Raw genomic sequence first — 19,426 nt, forward strand, 5'->3', positions numbered from 1 at the left:
AATTGCAAGTTGTCACCTTGCACATAAAACAAGATTGAGTATATCAAAAATCAAGTGAAAATCAATCAAAATTTTACGTTTTTCATCAATGGTTATCGATATTTTTTGTAGGGTTTTCCAAAGTGCGTGTCGAAATAAAAAGAGACGGCTTTTATTATTCAATTTGATCAATTCTATATTAGTTTGTTTATTGGAAGAAATGATATACAACATAAGGAGGAATTCAGGTGAATTGGGAAACGAAAGTAACAAAGATGCTAAATATTAAATACCCCATTATTCAAGGTGGATTAGCCTATTTAGCATATTCGGATTTGGCAGCAGCAGTATCAAACGCAGGTGGTCTAGGTCAAATAACAGCAATGTCTCTAAGTACTCCAGAAGAGTTAAGAAAAGAAATTCAATCGGTAAAAAAGAAAACTGACCTTCCATTTGGAGTGAATTATGCGATTGGTCAGCATGGAAGACCATTTGAACATATGTTGGAAGTTGCCATAGAAGAAGAAGTGCCTGTAATTACAATGACAGGTGGTAATCCTGCACCCATTTTTGATATGCTTAAAGGAACGAATACAAAGAAGCTCGTTTTAGTTGCTGCAAGAAGACAGGCTGAAAAAGCGGAAGAGCTTGGTGCAGATGCAGTAATGGTAGTTGGACAAGAAGGTGGTGGACACCTTGGAAGGTCTGATACAGGTACGATGGTCCTTATTCCACAAGTTGTAGATTCTGTGTCTATACCTGTAATTGCTTCAGGCGGGATTGGTGATGGTAAAGGAATGATGGCTGCACTTGCTTTAGGGGCAGAAGGAATTGAAATGGGAACACGTTTTATTGCGACAGAAGAATGTATTCATGCACATGAAGTCTATAAACAAAGACTCGTTGAAGCTAGTGAAATGGATACGGTAGTGATTAAGCGCTCAATCGGTGCGCCAGCAAGGGCAATAAAAAATGAATGGACCGATAAAATCCTTCAAGCCGAAGAAGTAACGCCAACATATGAAGCAATAAAAAACTATATTAGTGGAGAAGCTAATATGAAGTATATCTATGAGGGCAAGGAGTCTGAAGGCTTTGCTTGGGCTGGACAAGTAATGGGGAGAATTAAAGATGTACCATCTGTTCAAGAACTATTTGATCGCATGATGAAAGAAGGAGAAGACATTCGATCGAAATGGAGCAAATAACCTTAAAAAAGGGTGAATTATTAATATGGATATGCCAATGTCCTTAGATTGGAGTAAAGAAGAGGTAATTGATATTATGGCTTTCTTTCAAGCGGTCGAAGACGCTCACGGAAGTGGAGTAGAACGAGCAAAATTATTATCACTATACCGGCGCTTTAAGGAGATTGTTCCTTCAAAGAGCGAAGAGAAACAGCTATTTAAACAATATGAGCGAGAGTCTAGGGTTTCTTGCTATCATGTAATAAAAAAAGCAAAAGAAAATGAAGAGAATCCAAAAATAAAAATGTAAAGAAAAATATAAAAGCCAAGCGTTTGCTTGGCTTTTATAAATGTTCTAAACACACATCGTATAGTCTATTTGTGAACAGGGGTAGTTAATCGATAAAGTGGTGAGAGTGTTGTAAATGTCTTATTTATTTTTTGAATTAGTTTTTCGCCGTCTGAGATGACTGGATCATTTCGATCAATATGTATTCCACATAAAATTTCAGCTTTTTTAACATCACGTAGGCGTTCAAATAACGCTTGTAAATCAGCTTCTCTATGAGAGGTTGCTTCAGGTTTTGTATGATCGCCAGACCAAACAAAATGATCAGGTATTTGTTGTTGGACGTTTTTTATTTCTGATAATAATTGCTCAGCAAATTGTTGCTTGATTGGGCATTCGTAAATAACAGCAAACCAGACAAATAAATGCGTCTCAAACAAGCCAATTTGAAAATGAGGGAGCATTTTATACCCTCGATTGCTATTTGCAATTGCGACCCAAGTGTCTTTCGGTGGGTTTACTTTTCTTCTTGCATGTTTTGCGACATGATAAAACATTTCATCACCAACTAATGATGATAAAGTCGGTGCAAAATGATGACCTAATGCTTCTAGTTTAGGACGAATTTTCTCCTTTAGTTGATCCATTCGAGGTTCTAATCCTTCAATTATAAAAACATCAAAGTCTTCTTGGGTAAATCCAGTAAATGACATACAAATCACCTTCAAAGTTATTTTTTCATTAGTTTACCACAAATATTAAATCGGTTGTGCCATTTTGCAGTGTACCCTCATATGCTATAATAACAAATCAATAATCTGAAAATTCGGTTAAATCATTTTTGGACCCGGTTTAAAATTAATGGAATTTTAAGGGGTGTGTGTTTCTATGGAACAAGTAATCCAAGCGTTCAAACGAAGGGATGCAGAAAAAAGAATCCCAGTCCTCCGTCTAGAAATTGATTATGAGTTAGCAACTCTTCACGATGCAATGTTAGTAGAAGATTTAGAGGTAATAAACAAATGCAAGAGTAAGCTGAAAAAACTTAGTCAAGAATTACTATTATTAGAAGCGTAAACAATCATAGTAGTGCGGATCGATACGGTCCGTACTTTTTTGTGTTTTATATTGATATTCTTTAAAGGGTTAAAGTAACATTGTTTATTTTTAATATCTGTAATTTAGAATTTAGTCGTTGACTCTTTGAACTATGTATACGTTTTCTATCGTGTTCATCCATACCTAATTATAGTATTCTTAATCTTTAGAATTTGTTCATGAATTTTGCCTTTTCTTGAAATGATTATTTGTGTCATAATAAAATGAGTTTACTTGCTGTAGTCAAATAGGGGGTCTATTTTTAATGAATGAATATGATTGGCATAAAATAAAGGAATTGGCGATCACATGGGTAAAGGAAGCAAGTAATCAATTAAAGGCATCATTAGAAGAAACAATACATGTTGAAACAAAGTCTAGCCCTGATGATCTTGTTACTGAAATGGACCGTAAAATAGAACAATATTTCCTTCAAAAAATTCAAATGAACTTTCCGAATCATGCCTTTCTAGGAGAAGAGGGTATTAGTAGTGAGGAATTTGATAATCGTGATACAATCTGGATTATTGATCCCATTGATGGGACGACGAACTTCGTTCATCAACAATATAATTTTGCTATCTGTGTCGCCGTTTACCATAAAGGGGAAGGGAAGGTCGGTATCATTTATGATGTCATGAATGATGAGTTGTTTCATGCAGTGGCAGGGCAAGGTGCATTTAGAAATGAAGAGCGATTAGAATCTTTAGCCCCTGTGAAGGTGGACAAAGCAATTATTGGACTGAATGCGCGATGGCTTCTATATAAAGGTAAAGCGTTTCAACCTATAGTTGTCGATTTAGTCCGACAAGTTAGAGGGGTTCGCTCCTACGGTTCTGCTGCTTTGGAAATGGCATATGTAGCATCTGGACGCTTGGACGGTTATATTAGTTTGAGATTATCCCCTTGGGATTTTGCGGCTGCCCTCGTCTTACTTAATGAAGTAGGTGGATGTTATTCTACTTTTTATGGTGAGCCTTTAGCTATCTTAAAAGCAAGTTCAGTATTTGTAGGTAAACCGCAATTTCATGACGTTGTCATACGTAAATTTGTACAAAAAGAATTAAATTCATGAAATTAGGATGTGTTAGTCCTTATGATATTGTACCTACCTATGGCAACCGTATTAAACTGCACGGAATAATACATACCGAGTAGAAAATGGACGTAATTGGTGTGTTTGTGTAACATCGGCAAGTAAAAATGAAAAAAAGTCGGTAGAGTTTATGATACTCTACCGACCCTTTTTATATTTCTTCGGTTTCTCTAAGTTTCTTTTTTAGTGAGAAACCAATTCCGCAAGCAGCTGTAATGCCAATTAGTGAAAGTAAGCCGATAAAAATACTACGTTCAGCGATTGCAACACCTATAGCCATAATACCGATCACGGTTACAATAGCAAGCGTTAAAAAAAGTACGTTTTCTTTTTTCACTCTATTTCCCCCTGATTTATTTAATCAATTCATAAGTAATTCTATTTTACCTTGAATTGGACAAAAGAAAAAGGCAAAGAATATGACAATATAGTTAAACATCATCGAAATAGTGGAATATTTATATATATTTCATGATAAGTTATCTCTTAATTTTAATTTGTGATATAATTAGACAGTTATATTAACCTGTAAAAGGATAGGAGCGTTTATTTAGAATGAAATTACGTGAAGATATTAGAAATATAGCCATTATTGCCCACGTTGACCATGGAAAAACGACGTTAGTAGACCAACTACTAAAACAATCAGGAACTTTCCGCGAAAATGAACAAGTTGACGAGAGAGCAATGGATTCAAATGCCATTGAAAAAGAGAGAGGCATTACGATTTTAGCAAAAAATACAGCGATTAATTACAATGACAAGCGAATTAATATTTTAGATACACCTGGTCACGCTGACTTCGGTGGTGAAGTTGAACGTATTATGAAGATGGTAGACAGTGTCTTATTGGTGGTCGACGCTTATGAAGGTACGATGCCACAAACAAGATTTGTTTTAAAAAAAGCATTAGAGCAAAAGTTAAGTCCGATTGTAGTTGTGAACAAAATTGATAAACCTTCTGCTCGTCCAGTAGAAGTCGTTGATGAAGTTGTTGACTTACTAATCGACTTAGGGGCAGATGAAGATCAATTAGAATTCCCTGTTGTTTATGCTTCTGCTATTAATGGAACAGCTAGTGAAAATGCAGAGCAGCAAGATGAAGATATGACTTCTTTATTTAATGCAATAATAGAACATACGCCTGCTCCTGTTGATAATAGTGATGAACCGCTTCAATTTCAAGTAACGATGCTTGACTATAGTGACTACTTAGGTCGTATCGGAATTGGGCGAGTTTTCCGTGGAACGATGGAGGTCGGTCATCAAGTAGCATTAATGAAACTAGATGGATCAGTTAAACAATTCCGAGTAACAAAAATCTTTGGTTTCTTAGGCTTAAAAAGAATCGAAATCCAAAAAGCAAAAGCTGGAGATTTAATCGCTGTTTCGGGAATGGAAGAAATTAATGTTGGTGAAACAGTATGTCCTGTTGATAAACAAGAAGCGTTACCAATTTTACGAATTGATGAACCGACATTACAAATGACCTTCCTAGTTAACAACAGTCCGTTTGCGGGTCGTGAAGGAAAACATGTAACAAGTCGTAAGCTAGAAGAACGTTTGAAATCTCAGCTTGAAACAGATGTTAGTCTTCGTGTTGAAGATACAGATTCACCTGATGCATGGACAGTTTCTGGTCGTGGTGAGCTTCACCTTTCCATATTAATTGAGAACATGCGTAGAGAAGGGTATGAATTGCAAGTATCGAAACCAGAAGTAATTATTCGTGAAATTGACGGAGTGAAGAGTGAGCCAGTTGAACGAGTTCAAATTGATGTTCCAGACGAGTATACTGGTTCTGTTATGGAATCACTTGGAGCACGAAAAGGTGAAATGATCAATATGACGAATAGTGGCTCAGGTCAAGTTCGTTTAGAGTTCATGGTTCCTGCACGTGGTCTTATTGGGTATACGACTGAGTTTCTATCGCAAACGCGTGGTTATGGTATTATTAACCATTCATTTGATTCTTACCAACCTATGATTCAAGGTCAAGTTGGTGGTCGTCGTCAAGGCGTGCTCGTTTCTATGGAAACTGGAAAAGCGAGTCAATATGGAATTATGCAAGTTGAAGATCGTGGACAAATTTTCGTCGAACCAGCAACGGAAATTTATGAGGGTATGATTGTTGGAGAACATAATCGTGAAAATGACATAACAGTTAACATTACAAAGGTGAAACAAGCAACAAATATCCGTTCTGCTAATAAAGAACAAACAGTGAGTATGAAGAAGCCGCGTATTTTATCATTAGAAGAAGCGCTTGAATATTTAAATGAAGATGAGTACTGTGAAATTACGCCAGAATCAATTCGCCTTCGTAAAAAGGTCTTAGATAAAAACGAACGGGAACGAATTATTAAAAAGAAGAAGTTGGCTAATCAGTCTAATTAAATAACATACTACTCATCTTGAAAGGGAGAGGATCAGTATGGAAGAAAGACCTGAAATTGATATTGAGGCATTATCATGGTTACCACGAATAGTTGCTGAAAACCCACAAATGGGTCTTTGGGTGTATTTGGCTATTGTCGCCTTATCGATCTTAGTGTTTAACCTGGGATTTGCTCGTAAGCTTCCAGTTTTAAAGTTAGTTATAGTTTATGTGGCACTTTTCGTCGGCTGTATTATCATGTTTTTCTTAGCTTTAATGGGAGCTCCAATTATTGAGGTACTGTTAATTTCAACGGTAATTCTAGGTATTTATAAGTTAAGAATGCTGCAAAGAAAACGTGAAGAGGCAAGAGGGTAATTACGATGAACCTGCAAGATGCATTATATAATTGGTTATCCATAAAAGTAGTTCATGAAGCTAGAACTGATGATAAAGCAGCTTTAGATACGTATGAATTTTTCACGACGATCTTAACGGAAGACCATCGATTAGAAAATATTGAAGTTGAAATTGTAGATCCGATGTATATTGTTCATTATGTGAAAGAAGGACAACAGGAACAAAAACAATTTCCTATTGATCTAATTGAAGCATTATTAGAGCAAATTCAATCAGAACCAAAATATAATTAAGAAAAGACTACTGAGAAATTTCTCAGTAGTCTTTTGCTATGAGGCTCATCGTAGTGTCTAGCAACAGGCTCTAGCTCCTCGAGGTCAAATAACCTGTCAGGACAAAAGTCAAAGAGCGGACTTTAGCCTGCCAGAACATTAGCTTGTCGGAGCTACCCAAGAGCCTTTTGCTTTTCGTAGTGTCTAGCAACAGGCTCTAGCTCCTCGAGGTCAAATAACCTGTCAGGACAAAAGCAAAGAGCAGACTTTAGCCTGCTAGAACATAGCTTGTCGGAGCTACCCAAGAGCCTTTTGCTTTTCGTAGTGTCTAGCAACAGGCCCTAGCTCCTCGAGGTCAAATAACCTGTCAGGACAAAAGTCAAAGAGCAGACTTTAGCCTGCCAGAACATTAGCTTGTCGGAGCACCAAGAGCCTTTCGCTTTTCGTAGTGTCTAGCAACAGGCTCTAGCTCCTCGAGGTCAAATAACCTGTCAGGACAAAAGTCAAAGAGCGGACTTTAGCCTGCCAGAACATTAGCTTGTCGGAGCAGTCAAGAGCCTTTCGCTTTTCGTATCACCAGTCGTTTTCTGTTTTTTTTGGTCTGTATAATCGAAAGTTTCCAGAAGCTTTTCTTTCTTCGGTTCGGTCTGATATACGGTCTGCACATTCATTACACAAATAGGTATGAATAGGCCGATTTCGTAGCTTTTTAGCTAATGGACTAAAGTCTTCTATTTTGTCAATCTTATCACATATAACGCATTTAACTCTCATTTTTCACCTCACAAAAGACGATTTTCAATACTTTTCTCCATTGTATAAGAATACCATTTTATTTATTAAAAATAAAAAAGACTTATTTTGCAGGCAAGGCACTTACTTCACATTCTATTATTTTAACGGTATTTTAAGAAAAAATAAATGAAAAATAAAGCATATATGTTTGAACTGCGATTAAAAATAGGTATAGTATACATATTATGATATTAAGTGGAGGGATTTTATATGGGAAACCAAGTAGAGCCTAAATTAACGGAAGAACTATTACCACTATTACAATCGGAGCGTTTTGTCACTCTAGCTACAGTTGATTATGAGACAGGTACACCAAATGTAAACGCAATTTCTTGGGTTTTTGCTCCTTCTCAAGAGAAAGTACGTTTCGCAGTAGATAATCGTTCAAGAATTGTTGAAAATATTAATAAGCATAATGGTGTAACTTTAAATCTGATAGGGAATGGATCTACATATTCTATAGTTGGCGACGCAGCTGTAATTAAAGAAAAGATGGATAATGTTCCTTTAAAGCTCGCTTTAGTAGAAATTACGATAAAAGAAGTTCGTGATGTGATGTTTTATGGCTCTCGAATTGCTGTTGAGCCTAAGTATGAAAAAACATATGATGCAACTGCTGCAGCGAAATTAGATAATCAAGTAATGGAATCAATGAAACAAGCTTAGTCCTTAGACTAAGCTTGTTTTCTTAGTGCGCCCAGCATGGGTGCAATCTATAGGGTGAAAGTCCCGAACTGTGAAGGCAGAAGTAGCAGTAGCTTAACGCAAGGGTGCCTGTGGTGACGCAGGATCTGAAGGAAGCGAGCGGCAAACTTCCGGTCTGAGGAACACGAACTTCATATAAGGCTAGGTATCATTGGGTGAGTCTGCTAAACAAGACAAAGTCCTTTCTGCCAAAGGTGATACAGAGTAAATGAAGCAGATAGATGGAAGGAAAGATTGTACTCTTACCTGGGGAGGTCTGACTGATAAGCCGAGCACACTCGGTAACCTATTTAGCGATAAATAGCTGAACAGTCAGAAGTCAGCAGAGGTCATAGTACTCGACTAGCTTAAGATAGTCGAGGAAGGGCCGAACATTTAGGAAGAATGTGCGCTAGGCGTTCATTGTTTATGATGATACAGACAATCCAAATTGGACTTACTTAAAGGAGGAAACGGTGAATCCCGTGGGGGACTTTAAGAGGGTGGAATAAACAATGGCACAAATAGAACGGACATTCACGCGAGAGGATGTATCGAAATGATGAAACAACTGTTGTCACGGGACAATCTGATTTCGGCTCTAAAGCGGGTCGAAAAGAATAAGGGTAAGCACGGTGTAGATGAAATGCCTGTAAAATCCCTACGAGCACATCTTCTACTTAACTGGGACGACATCCGAAATTCAATTAAAGACGGAACCTACGAGCCTATGCCAGTCAGGCGGGTCGAAATCCCGAAACCGAATGGTGGCATAAGGTTACTAGGCATTCCTACCGTGACCGATCGTCTCATCCAACAAGCGATTGCCCAAGTCTTAACCCCGATTTATGATCCAACCTTTTCTAAACATAGTTATGGTTTCAGACCAAGAAGAAGAGCCCATGACGCTGTAAAGGAAGCGAGGGCATATATAGAGGAAGGGTACAGATGGGTGATAGACATGGACTTAGAAAAATTTTTCGATAGAGTGAATCACGATATGCTTATGGGTCTTTTGGAGAAAAGAGTCCATGATAAAACGATTCTAAGGCTAATTAGAAAATACTTAGAATCAGGAATCATGATAAACGGTGTGGAAGGTATCAGCGAAGAAGGTGTCCCGCAGGGCGGGCCGTTAAGTCCGTTATTATCTAATATCATGTTAGATGAACTTGATAAGGAACTGGAAAAGAGAGGGCACAAGTTTGTCAGGTACGCAGATGACTGTGCGCCACGAAAGTGTGCGTGAGTAGCGAGACTACTCAAAGCAACTATGCTGTACAAATGATGACGGTGGGCCCGTCGGAGTCGCCATACAGGTGGAGATTTCAAACTACCTTAAGGTGCTGTAGTCAAAAGCTATGGTATTGAGCGTTAAGGAAAAGGCAGTCAATAACTGTCAAGTGCGTGTTATGGAGATGAATGGTCATGTGAACCACTTACGGAAATGTCGAAAGCGTAGAGACTCCATCAAAACTAGGGGGTAGTCGTTAACTTAGGATGAGCTTAGAGGAAACCTGTTTACTGTCTAAGTGGTGGGCGGCATAAAGGTGGCATGAACATAACACAGGCGTTTGTACGGAACGTGGGAACCTACGGACTGATGTTAAGGGAGTATTTCAAGTGGAAGACCCACAAGAAAAGAGTACCGATGCAGTCATAGGGGCAGATTGGGTTGTAGTAGTTATGAAACTTCTGTAATAGAAGCGGAGCAAAGAACCCGAGTTATTCAGTTTCAAAGATAGGTCAACTTTGAAAGGAGGAGGAACCTATGCGAGAAACAAAACCGTTTAGTATTTCAAAGAATGCAGTTCTGACTGCATTTGAACGAGTAAAAGCCAATAAAGGGACATACGGGACTGATGAACAGTCTATTGAAAGTTTCGAACTAGACTTGAAGAATAATCTGTACAAACTATGGAATCGTATGTCCTCAGGAAGCTATTTTCCAAAACCAGTAAAAGCAGTAGCTATTCCCAAAAAGAATGGTGGAACAAGAACACTTGGAATACCTACAGTCGAAGATCGAGTGGCACAGATGGTTGCGAAACTATATTTTGAACCAACAGTGGAAAAATTGTTTTATGAAGATTCTCATGGATACCGACCAAACAAATCGGCAATCCAAGCGATCGAGGCTACAAGGAAAAGATGTTGGCGAAAAGACTGGGTGCTAGAGTTCGATATTAAGGGACTGTTTGATAATATCCGACATGATTACCTCATTGAAATGGTAAAACGACATACAAATCAAGAATGGGTCATCTTATATATACAAAGATGGCTAACTACCCCTTTTCAAATGGAGGACGGGACGTTAGCAGAGCGAACTTCTGGCACTCCGCAAGGAGGAGTCATCAGTCCAGTTCTTGCGAATCTATTTCTTCATTATACATTTGATGATTTTATGGCGAAGGAATTTCCAAGTATTCCTTGGGCAAGATACGCCGATGATGGAATAGCACATTGTACTTCATTGAAACAAGCAAAATATCTTCAACGAAGACTGGAAGAAAGATTTCAATTATTTGGATTGGAGTTGAACTTGGAGAAAACGAAAATTGTCTACTGTAAAGATGATGATAGACAACGGAACTATCCGACTATTACTTTTGATTTTCTCGGATACACATTTCGACCAAGACACTCAAAGAACAAATATGGAAAATTCTTCACAAACTTCTTACCAGCTATTGCTGATAAGGCAAAGAAAGCAATCAGAAAAGAAGTGAGAAGTTGGCGATTACAGCTCAAAGCAGATAAAACTCTGCAGGATATTTCCAACATGTTTAATAAGAAAATCCAAGGATGGATTAATTATTATGGACATTTCTATAAATCAGAAATGTATAGTGTATTGCGTTACATCAATAGCTGCTTGGTAAAATGGGTTCGCCGAAAATACAAGAAGCGAAAACATCGAAGAAGAGCAGAATATTGGTTAGGAGCTATTGCTCGGCGAGAACGCAAATTATTTGCGCATTGGAAATATGGATTACTACCGGCAATGAATAATGGGAGCCGTATGAGCTGAGAGGTTCACGTACGGTTCTGAGAGAGACTGAGGGGGAGGTTCCCTCGGTCTACTCACTGTAATATCTACGTGAAAACACAGAAGTCAGGTCTACGAGTGAAGAGTTCCCTCACAACTTTCATTGAAAAGAAACTCAAGCTGAAAGTGAATGATGAGAAAAGCGCAGTAGATCGACCGTGGAAACGAAAGTTTCTAGGTTTCAGTTTTACTCCTCACCCGTCACCAAAGATCCGTATCGCCAAAGAGAGTATAAAGAGAGCGAAAAGCAAAATCAAAGAACTAACATCACGCTCACACTCCATCTCAATGGAAGAGCGTATTGAGAAGATCAATAAATACCTCGTTGGATGGTGTGGATATTTTGCCTTGGCGGATACGCCAACTCCCTTTAAACGCCTTGATGAATCACTGAGAAGAAGACTTCGGATGTGTTTATGGAAGCAATGGAAATTGCCTAAAACTAAAATAAAAAGGCTTATCTCTCTTGGAGTTCCCAAGGAGAAAGCTTATGAATGGGGTAATTCCCGCAAGAAATATTGGCGCATCTCGAACAGTCCTGTTTTAAACACGACGCTTAACCTAGAGTTTTGGCGAAATAAAAAGCTGAAAAGTCTAGTAGACAGATATAACCACTTACGTCATACCTAAGTGAACCGCCGTATACGGAACCGTACGTACGGTGGTGTGAGAGGTCGGGGGTTAGTCACCCCCTCCTACTCGATTAAGAACTAATTTTTGATTTCCTGATTTATAAAAAGGAGAATTGAAATCAGAGGTAGAAGTTGTATTATATATTGCCTTATTCTTTATAAAGAATAAACATGTCTAATTTAAATAAGGAATGATGACTGAATTTTCTTCTATCTTGGGCTCCATTATCATACAACTATACTATAAGCCATGTTCGCTTAGCTAACGGATTCATTCTAACGTGCATAGAATGATTATAAGTAATGTTGACAAATGAACTTTTAGTCAGGAGGCGCAAATATTGAATAAAGTTTACGTCTTGGATACGAATGTATTACTACAAGATCCTCATGCGATTTATGCTTTTGAAGATAATGAAGTTGTCATACCAGCGGTCGTGTTAGAGGAAGTAGACTCAAAAAAGCGTTATATGGATGAGATTGGCCGCAACGCTAGGCATTTCTCAAAAATGATGGACAGCCTAAGAGGAAAGGGAAAATTGCATGAAGGAGTTGTTATTGAAACAGGTGGTAAGGTACGAGTTGAACTTAACCATCGCTCATTTCAAAAATTAAAAGACTCATTTGCAGAAATGACAAATGATAACCGTATTATTGCTGTTGCTCTTAATTTAATGATTGAAGAAAAGGAAAAGGAGTATGGCAGAGAAGTTATTCTTGTTAGTAAAGATGCGTTAGTCCGCGTAAAAGCAGACGCCTTAAAAATACCATCAGAGGATTATTTGAGTGATCGCGTAATTCAATTTAATGATGTCTACCCTGGTTATGTAGAAGTGTATGTTGAAAAAGAGATCGTCAATCAATTCTTCGTTGATAATGAGATTGCTATTTCAGAATTAGCGAAGCACCCCTTTTATCCTCACCAATTCATTATTATGAAAGATGCGCTCGGAGGTTCCAGTTCAGCTTTAGGAAAAGTTGAACCTGATGGAAAAAAAGTAAAACCATTTCAAGTTGACCCTGATCAAGTTTGGGGGATTAAAGCAAGAAATGTACAACAAAAAATGGCTCTTGAGCTCCTTCTCAGACGAGATATCCCGTTAGTAACATTAATTGGGAAAGCAGGAACAGGAAAGACCTTGCTATCTCTAGCTTCAGGTTTACTCCAGACAGAAGACTTAGGTTTATATAAAAAGTTATTAGTCGCGAGACCTGTCATTCCTGTAGGGAAAGATATCGGCTTTTTACCAGGTGAAAAAGAAGAAAAACTTAGACCGTGGATGCAGCCAATTTATGATAACTTAGAATACCTCTTTAATACTAAGAAGCCAGGAGAATTAGATCAAATATTAGCTGGAATGGGTTCCATTCAAGTAGAAGCATTAACATATATACGTGGTCGAAGTATACCAGATCAATTTATTATCATTGATGAGGCTCAGAATTTAACAAAGCATGAAGTGAAGACCATTCTTACTCGAGTTGGTGAACGAAGTAAAATTGTTCTTATGGGAGATCCAAAACAAATTGATCATCCATATTTAGATGAATATAATAATGGTTTAACCTACGTGGTGGAAAAGTTCAAGGATCAAACGATTAGTGGGCATATTAAGCTTGAAAAAGGTGAACGCTCTGGGTTAGCTCAGCTTGCTGCAGATTTACTTTAAACTTTAACGATGAAATATGGAATAAGGCTGACAATGTCAGCCTTATTTAAATGTAAATTGCTTAACGTTTTTTATAGGTTTCTCTTGATTTGATCCATCACCAAATAAAATGTGAACAGGGCCATCTGCTTTTAGTGGTTTACCAATATGTGAAAATTTTAATATAAACTGTTTGGCCATTTCAAGAGAAAAATTTTCTTTTTTACCATCTTGGGTTTCGACAATCAATTCTGAAACATCATCATAAAGCTGGGCATTATTAATAAACGGCAGAAATGGTATGCCGAACGTTCCATTCTCAAGTTCCTGACGCTTATATTTAATAACATTATCATTTGTTTGTTTTGGTGGTTCTGAGCCTTCTGTTATCTCTTTATCCCATTGTTTTGAGATCGCTTTTGTATATTTAGTTAACTCGTCTTCTTCCTCTCTAGGTAAATCAAAATATGTATTCAAATCAACCTTTCTTTCATCAAAGATCCATACGGATGGATCGATGGTTAAAGGATGGTTGACCTTACCATTAATAAATACTACAAATTCCATGTGTATCCCCCTTGTGCTTTTGACTATCCTAAGTATAAAGGGATAGTCGGATTTTGTCACATCGTGGCTACTAAAGGAGTGGAAATGGTGAATTGTTATCAAAAAGAAGATTTGATTAAAATGGTAGAAGACGCTAAACAGTTAACTCAGAAAGGGAAAGTTGCAGATTACATACCAGCTTTAGGTGAAGCAGATCCATCTACATTAGCTGTAGCTATATATAGTGGAGAGCGAGAATGTATCTATGCAGGGAATATAGATGAAGTTTTCACATTACAAAGTATTTCTAAAGTGTTAACACTGGCTCTAGCACTTATGGACCGTGGAGCTGATTACGTGTTCCAAAGAGTAGGGATGGAACCAACAGGTGATCCATTCAATTCTATTTCTAAACTAGAATCGAGTGTTCCATCGAAACCTCTAAATCCGATGATTAATGCTGGGGCATTAGCAGTTACTGATATGTTGGTTGGAAACACGATAGAAGATAAACTTGAACGTTTATTGAATTTTATTCGTCAGCTAACAGGAAATGATCGTATAACCTATAATCCAGTTGTTGCTCAATCAGAATTTGAAACCGCCGACTTAAATCGGTCGTTATGCTATTTTATGAGACAACATGGTATTGTAGAATCTAATGTTGAACAACTAATCAATCTATATACGAAGCATTGTGCAATTGAAATGAACTGTAACGATTTAGCAAAGTTAGGATTTGTTATAGGAAATGAAGGAAGAGACCCTAATTCAGATCAAAATATTATTCCTTTAGAAATTGCGAGAATTGTGAAGACGTTTATGGTAACTTGTGGCATGTATAATGCCTCTGGAGAATTTGCCATTAAAGTAGGAATACCTGCAAAAAGTGGAGTGTCAGGTGGGATTCTTGGTTCAGTACCGCATGGAGTTGGAATTGGTATTTATGGTCCTGCACTTGACGATAAAGGGAATAGTATTGGTGGTTTAAGGTTATTAGAATTAATAGCAAAACAAAGTAATTTAAGTATTTTTTAACCTGTGATTTGTTATTTCAATTGTAAAAACTGTTAACAATAGGCATTATCGAGCAAAAGGGAGTTCCAACGTTTCTCGGTAAACTGAAGATTGAAAAAATGTGATAAATATCAACACTAAATATTAAAAACATAAGTCAGAATAAATTGCTGCTTTTTCTTCTATGAAAACCATTGCATTTTTTGATTATAGAATATACTATTAGAGTTAAGGCGCTTTATACTAACAATAAAATGATCTCAAGAGTTTTATGTTTAAAGGAGGGATCACGTTCTATGAACACGATGACAGGACATATCGAGAAAGCATATGCCCTTCTTAAATCGGATGCAGAAAAAATCCAAAAACTCATAGAAGTACAGATGGAGAATTTAACAATGCCTCAATGTCCTCTTTATGAGGAAGTTTTAGATACACAAATGTTTGGACTTTCAAGAGAAATTGATTTTGCGACCCGGTTAGATTTAATTGATGAGGAAACAGGTAAGCAAATTCTATCTGATTTAGAACGGCGACTTGCTGCATTACATGAAGCGACAACTAAGAAATAATAAAGAGACTGACTCAAGTAGTGATGTAGGCACTTCAAGTGGGAAATAGTTGCTAGTTATAATAAGCACTATAGTACTTGAGGAGTGTCTTTATCTATAGAGTCAGTCTCTTTTTTTGTTTAATTTAGAATATAAACTACATACAAAGCAAAAGGTATGATACTATAATAAAAATTGTTTGAAAGATTTGAATACAAGAATTATACTAAAAGTATGAATTTTATCATCGGATTATCTGGTTATCAGATGTTTGAAGGGGAATCAAAAAATAATACTCTTGATTTCCACTGAAAACATTTTTAAAATAGTAGAAACAAAACTGAAAATTCTTTCATTTGATCAGGGGGTTTATATGAACAGTTTAAAAAACATTAAGAAGGTATTAGTAGCAAACCGTGGAGAAATCGCCATTCGTATTTTTCGAGCGTGTACTGAACTTCATATACGCACGGTTGCAATTTACTCAAAAGAGGACACTGGCTCTTATCATCGTTATAAAGCAGATGAAGCCTACCTTGTAGGAGAGGGAAAAAAACCGATAGATGCCTACCTTGATATTGAAGGAATAATTGAGATTGCAAAACGTAATGGCGTTGATGCCATTCACCCAGGGTATGGATTTTTATCTGAAAATATTGAATTCGCGAAACGTTGTGATGAAGAAGGAATTATTTTTATCGGGCCAAAGCAAGAGCATTTGATGATGTTTGGTGATAAAGTTCAAGCTCGTCAACAAGCAATTCAAGCGAACATACCTGTTATTCCTGGTAGTGATGGACCCGTCAATAGTGTTTCGGACGTTATGGAGTTTGCTAGTCAGCATGGTTATCCATTTATTATTAAAGCCGCACTCGGTGGTGGCGGTCGTGGAATGCGAATCGTCCGTAGCGAGGGAGAATTACAGGAAGCTTATGATCGAGCCAAATCAGAAGCTAAATCAGCATTTGGTAACGATCAAGTGTATGTAGAAAAGTTTGTTGAAAATCCAAAGCATATTGAAGTTCAAATTTTAGCAGATGCACATGGGAATATTGTTCACCTTTATGAACGCGATTGTTCCGTTCAGCGTCGTCATCAAAAAGTAGTTGAGATCGCACCAAGTGTGTCTCTATCGGATGAGTTACGTGAACAAATATGTGATGCAGCCGTACAGCTTACGAAAAATGTAGATTATGTTAACGCTGGTACTGTAGAATTTTTAGTTAGTGAAAATTCCGAGTTTTATTTTATAGAAGTAAATCCAAGAGTACAGGTGGAGCATACCATTACCGAGATGGTGACAGGAATTGATATTGTTCAATCGCAAATTCTTATCGCGGATGGCGAAGAGCTTCATAGCCCAACTGTCGGTATTCCAACACAAGATAAAATCGTATGTAACGGTTATGCTATTCAATCTCGTGTAACAACAGAAGATCCAAGTAATAATTTCATGCCTGATACAGGTCGAATTAATGTGTACCGCTCAGGTGGTGGATTTGGAGTTCGTTTAGATGCAGGAAATGGTTTCCAGGGAGCTATTATTACGCCATATTATGACTCTTTACTCGTGAAAGTTTCAACTTGGGCATTAACATTTGAACAAGCTGCTGCCAAGATGCTAAGAAACTTGAGAGAATTCCGAATTCGCGGGATTATTACTAATATCCCATTCTTAGAGAATGTCGTTCAACATGAAAACTTTTTAACAGGACAATACAATACTTCATTTATTGATTCGTCACCTGAATTATTTGTGTTTCCTATTAAAAAAGACCGTGGAACTAAAATGTTGACGTTTATTGGTGAAACGATTGTTAATGGTTATCCAGGCTTAGAAAAAATGAAGAAACCAGTTCTTGATAAACCTGTTGTTCCAGGTGTTAAATACACAGATCCAATTTCACCAGGTACGAAACAAATTTTAGAAGAACGAGGAGCTGAAGGTCTTGCGAAATGGGTAAAAGAGGAGAAAAAGGTCCTCTTAACTGATACAACATTCCGGGACGCTCATCAGTCATTACTAGCAACGCGTGTACGTACACATGATTTAAAGAAAATTGCGGAGCCGACAGCAAGATTAGTCCCTAATTTATTTTCGGCAGAAATGTGGGGCGGGGCTACTTACGATGTTGCAATGCGTTTCTTACATGAAGATCCGTGGGAGCGACTCCTTACATTACGAGAGAAAATGCCGAATGTTTTATTCCAAATGCTTCTACGTGCGTCTAACGCAGTAGGATATACAAATTATCCAGATAATTTAATCCGTGAGTTTGTTGACAAATCTGCAGCGGCAGGGATAGATGTTTTCCGTATCTTTGATAGCTTGAACTGGGTTGAAGGTATGAAGTTAACGATCGAAGCTGTACGCGACTCAGGAAAAATCGCTGAGGCTGCAATGTGTTATACAGGAGACATTTTAGATTCGACGAGAAGTAAATATGATTTAGCATATTATACAAACTTAGCGAAAGAGCTTGAGCAATCAGGAGCACATATTCTAGGAATTAAAGATATGGCAGGGTTGTTAAAACCAGAAGCTGCTTATCAGCTCATTTCAACACTAAAAGAAACGGTTGATATACCAATTCACCTTCATACGCATGATACAAGTGGTAATGGATTATTTATGTATTCACGTGCGATTGAAGCAGGTGTCGATATCGTTGATGTTGCCATTAGTTCGATGGCAGGATTAACGTCACAGCCAAGCGCTAATAGTTTGTACTATGCATTATCAGGTTCAGACAGGCAACCTGACGTAAATATTGGTTCGTTAGAAAAATTAAGTGAGTTCTGGGAAGGAACAAGGAAATACTACAGTGGTTTTGAAAGTGGAATGAATGCACCTCACACAGAGGTATACGAGCATGAAATGCCAGGTGGACAATACAGTAACTTACAGCAACAAGCGAAGGCCGTCGGCTTGAAAAACCGATGGGAAGAAGTAAAGAAAATGTACCGAACTGTTAACGATATGTTTGGTGACGTTGTAAAAGTTACACCATCATCTAAGGTAGTTGGTGATATGGCCTTATACATGGTTCAAAATAACTTATCTGAAGAAGATGTATATGAGCGAGGAGCATCGCTTGATTTCCCTGATTCGGTTGTTGAGTTTTTCCAAGGGCAATTAGGTCAACCTTACCAAGGCTTTCCTAAGAAATTACAAGATATTATTTTAAAAGGAAGAGAAGCATTGACTTGTCGCCCGGGAGAATTAATGGATGCTGTAGATTTCGCTCAACTAAAAGAAACGCTTAATGATGAAATTGGTCGTGAAGTATCAGATTTTGATTTAATTTCGTATGCGTTATATCCAAAAGTGTTTATGGAATATGAGCGTTTCCGCCAACAGTTTGGAGATGTCTCTGTTTTAGATACTCCAACTTTCTTCTACGGTCTCAGACTTGGAGAAGAAATAGAGGTGGAAATTGAACAAGGGAAAACATTAATTGTTAAACTTATTTCAATTTCTAAGCCACAAGATAATGGGGATCGTATTGTTTACTTTGAATTGAATGGACAACCACGTGAAGTCATGATTAAAGACCAAGATGTAAAAACTTCTGTTGTGGTACGCCCTAAGGTAGATAAAGGCAATCTTAACCAAATTGGAGCTTCTATGCCTGGTACTGTCGTAAAAACATTAGTAACAAAAGGGGACAAAGTAAAGAAAGGTGACCATCTTATGATTACAGAAGCAATGAAGATGGAAACAACAGTTCAAGCACCATTCGATGGTGAAGTTGTTGATTTGTATGTAAAGAATGGTGAAGCGATACAAACAGGAGATTTACTAATCGAGTTATCGAAGTAATAAATACACAAGTAGGCTG

17 protein-coding genes and 2 pseudogenes are annotated in these 19,426 nt (G+C 37.5%); 15 read left to right on the top strand and 4 right to left on the bottom strand.

From position 1 onward, the window contains the following. The first annotated feature begins 227 nt into the window (after positions 1–227). Complete coding sequence (locus BK574_RS25540) at positions 228–1,187, top strand: NAD(P)H-dependent flavin oxidoreductase (protein ID WP_078430619.1); 960 nt, start codon at positions 228–230, stop codon at positions 1,185–1,187. A gap of 25 nt (positions 1,188–1,212) precedes the next feature. Further along, the gene (locus BK574_RS25545; protein WP_078430620.1) at positions 1,213–1,476 is read left to right on the top strand and encodes a UPF0223 family protein; all 264 of its coding nucleotides are present in this window, start codon (positions 1,213–1,215) and stop codon (positions 1,474–1,476) included. Positions 1,477–1,541: 65 nt separating this feature from the next. Here the strand turns inward: BK574_RS25545 and BK574_RS25550 are convergent, their stop codons facing one another. Next, positions 1,542–2,168, bottom strand: coding sequence for a YktB family protein (locus BK574_RS25550; protein ID WP_078430621.1), 627 nt, complete (start codon positions 2,166–2,168; stop codon positions 1,542–1,544). Between the two features lie 175 nt (positions 2,169–2,343). Between BK574_RS25550 and BK574_RS25555 the strand changes: the two genes are divergently transcribed. Both BK574_RS25555 and BK574_RS25560 read left to right on the top strand, forming a co-directional pair. Beyond that, positions 2,344–2,532, top strand: coding sequence for a hypothetical protein (locus BK574_RS25555; RefSeq protein ID WP_075385495.1), 189 nt, complete (start codon positions 2,344–2,346; stop codon positions 2,530–2,532). Positions 2,533–2,818: 286 nt separating this feature from the next. After that, positions 2,819–3,628 (top strand): inositol monophosphatase family protein, encoded by an 810-nt coding sequence (locus BK574_RS25560; RefSeq protein WP_078430622.1) that lies wholly within the window; start codon positions 2,819–2,821, stop codon positions 3,626–3,628. Positions 3,629–3,800: 172 nt separating this feature from the next. Here the strand turns inward: BK574_RS25560 and BK574_RS25565 are convergent, their stop codons facing one another. Next, on the bottom strand, positions 3,801–3,986 hold the full coding sequence (locus tag BK574_RS25565; RefSeq protein WP_075385497.1) for a DUF5325 family protein: 186 nt from the start codon (positions 3,984–3,986) through the stop codon (positions 3,801–3,803). A gap of 218 nt (positions 3,987–4,204) precedes the next feature. Between BK574_RS25565 and typA the strand changes: the two genes are divergently transcribed. The 3 genes from typA to BK574_RS25580 are packed head-to-tail and all read left to right on the top strand — an operon-like array spanning position 4,205 to position 6,679. After that, positions 4,205–6,046, top strand: a complete 1,842-nt coding sequence (gene typA / locus BK574_RS25570) for a translational GTPase TypA (RefSeq protein WP_078430623.1) — start codon at positions 4,205–4,207, stop codon at positions 6,044–6,046. Between the two features lie 37 nt (positions 6,047–6,083). Then, positions 6,084–6,404: a YlaH-like family protein gene (locus tag BK574_RS25575; protein WP_075385499.1), complete on the top strand. Its 321-nt coding sequence runs from the start codon at positions 6,084–6,086 to the stop codon at positions 6,402–6,404. A 5-nt stretch (positions 6,405–6,409) separates the two neighbouring features. Continuing rightward, positions 6,410–6,679, top strand: a complete 270-nt coding sequence (locus BK574_RS25580) for a hypothetical protein (protein ID WP_078430624.1) — start codon at positions 6,410–6,412, stop codon at positions 6,677–6,679. Positions 6,680–7,231: 552 nt separating this feature from the next. Here BK574_RS25580 and BK574_RS25585 read toward each other — a convergent pair. Further along, a complete protein-coding gene (locus BK574_RS25585) occupies positions 7,232–7,432 on the bottom strand; it encodes a YlaI family protein (RefSeq protein WP_075385501.1) in 201 nt (66 codons plus the stop codon). A 231-nt stretch (positions 7,433–7,663) separates the two neighbouring features. On the opposite strand from BK574_RS25585, the gene BK574_RS25590 reads away from it, so the two are divergent. From BK574_RS25590 to BK574_RS25610, 5 genes and pseudogenes are all read left to right on the top strand, one after another. After that, entirely contained in the window at positions 7,664–8,119 is a 456-nt protein-coding gene (locus BK574_RS25590; RefSeq protein ID WP_078430625.1) for a pyridoxamine 5'-phosphate oxidase family protein, read from the top strand. 577 nt (positions 8,120–8,696) lie between these two features. Further along, positions 8,697–9,365 (top strand): annotated as a pseudogene (ltrA, locus tag BK574_RS25595) (group II intron reverse transcriptase/maturase); the annotation flags it as partial. Between the two features lie 543 nt (positions 9,366–9,908). After that, complete coding sequence (ltrA, locus tag BK574_RS25600; RefSeq protein ID WP_078427988.1) at positions 9,909–11,171, top strand: group II intron reverse transcriptase/maturase; 1,263 nt, start codon at positions 9,909–9,911, stop codon at positions 11,169–11,171. 57 nt (positions 11,172–11,228) lie between these two features. Further along, a pseudogene (locus tag BK574_RS25605) lies at positions 11,229–11,819 on the top strand (group II intron maturase-specific domain-containing protein); the annotation flags it as partial. Between the two features lie 343 nt (positions 11,820–12,162). Continuing rightward, positions 12,163–13,491, top strand: a complete 1,329-nt coding sequence (locus BK574_RS25610; RefSeq protein WP_075385503.1) for a PhoH family protein — start codon at positions 12,163–12,165, stop codon at positions 13,489–13,491. 42 nt (positions 13,492–13,533) lie between these two features. On the opposite strand, the gene BK574_RS25615 is transcribed toward BK574_RS25610, so the two are convergent. Next, positions 13,534–14,037 (bottom strand): hypothetical protein, encoded by a 504-nt coding sequence (locus tag BK574_RS25615; protein ID WP_078430626.1) that lies wholly within the window; start codon positions 14,035–14,037, stop codon positions 13,534–13,536. 87 nt (positions 14,038–14,124) lie between these two features. Between BK574_RS25615 and glsA the strand changes: the two genes are divergently transcribed. From glsA to pyc, 3 genes are all read left to right on the top strand, one after another. Beyond that, positions 14,125–15,054, top strand: coding sequence for a glutaminase A (gene glsA, locus BK574_RS25620; protein WP_420797004.1), 930 nt, complete (start codon positions 14,125–14,127; stop codon positions 15,052–15,054). A gap of 275 nt (positions 15,055–15,329) precedes the next feature. Further along, positions 15,330–15,605, top strand: coding sequence for an Fpa/YlaN family protein (locus tag BK574_RS25625; protein ID WP_075385506.1), 276 nt, complete (start codon positions 15,330–15,332; stop codon positions 15,603–15,605). Positions 15,606–15,957: 352 nt separating this feature from the next. Further along, positions 15,958–19,407 (top strand): pyruvate carboxylase, encoded by a 3,450-nt coding sequence (gene pyc, locus BK574_RS25630; protein WP_078430627.1) that lies wholly within the window; start codon positions 15,958–15,960, stop codon positions 19,405–19,407. The last annotated feature ends 19 nt before the right edge of the window (positions 19,408–19,426 follow it).

This window comes from Alkalihalobacterium alkalinitrilicum (assembly GCF_002019605.1).
Lineage (GTDB): Bacteria > Bacillota > Bacilli > Bacillales > Bacillaceae_F > Alkalihalobacterium > Alkalihalobacterium alkalinitrilicum.

What these genes read in the sequence shown, in the direction of transcription:
- BK574_RS25545 (WP_078430620.1), top strand. Translation starts at nt 1,213, where the DNA reads ATGGATATGCCAATGTCCTTAGATTGGAGTAAAGAAGAGGTAATTGAT.
- BK574_RS25550 (WP_078430621.1), bottom strand. Translation starts at nt 2,168, where the DNA reads ATGTCATTTACTGGATTTACCCAAGAAGACTTTGATGTTTTTATAATT.
- BK574_RS25555 (WP_075385495.1), top strand. Translation starts at nt 2,344, where the DNA reads ATGGAACAAGTAATCCAAGCGTTCAAACGAAGGGATGCAGAAAAAAGA.
- BK574_RS25560 (WP_078430622.1), top strand. Translation starts at nt 2,819, where the DNA reads ATGAATGAATATGATTGGCATAAAATAAAGGAATTGGCGATCACATGG.
- typA (WP_078430623.1), top strand. Translation starts at nt 4,205, where the DNA reads ATGAAATTACGTGAAGATATTAGAAATATAGCCATTATTGCCCACGTT.
- BK574_RS25575 (WP_075385499.1), top strand. Translation starts at nt 6,084, where the DNA reads ATGGAAGAAAGACCTGAAATTGATATTGAGGCATTATCATGGTTACCA.
- BK574_RS25580 (WP_078430624.1), top strand. Translation starts at nt 6,410, where the DNA reads ATGAACCTGCAAGATGCATTATATAATTGGTTATCCATAAAAGTAGTT.
- BK574_RS25585 (WP_075385501.1), bottom strand. Translation starts at nt 7,432, where the DNA reads ATGAGAGTTAAATGCGTTATATGTGATAAGATTGACAAAATAGAAGAC.
- BK574_RS25590 (WP_078430625.1), top strand. Translation starts at nt 7,664, where the DNA reads ATGGGAAACCAAGTAGAGCCTAAATTAACGGAAGAACTATTACCACTA.
- ltrA (WP_078427988.1), top strand. Translation starts at nt 9,909, where the DNA reads ATGCGAGAAACAAAACCGTTTAGTATTTCAAAGAATGCAGTTCTGACT.
- BK574_RS25615 (WP_078430626.1), bottom strand. Translation starts at nt 14,037, where the DNA reads ATGGAATTTGTAGTATTTATTAATGGTAAGGTCAACCATCCTTTAACC.
- BK574_RS25625 (WP_075385506.1), top strand. Translation starts at nt 15,330, where the DNA reads ATGAACACGATGACAGGACATATCGAGAAAGCATATGCCCTTCTTAAA.
- pyc (WP_078430627.1), top strand. Translation starts at nt 15,958, where the DNA reads ATGAACAGTTTAAAAAACATTAAGAAGGTATTAGTAGCAAACCGTGGA.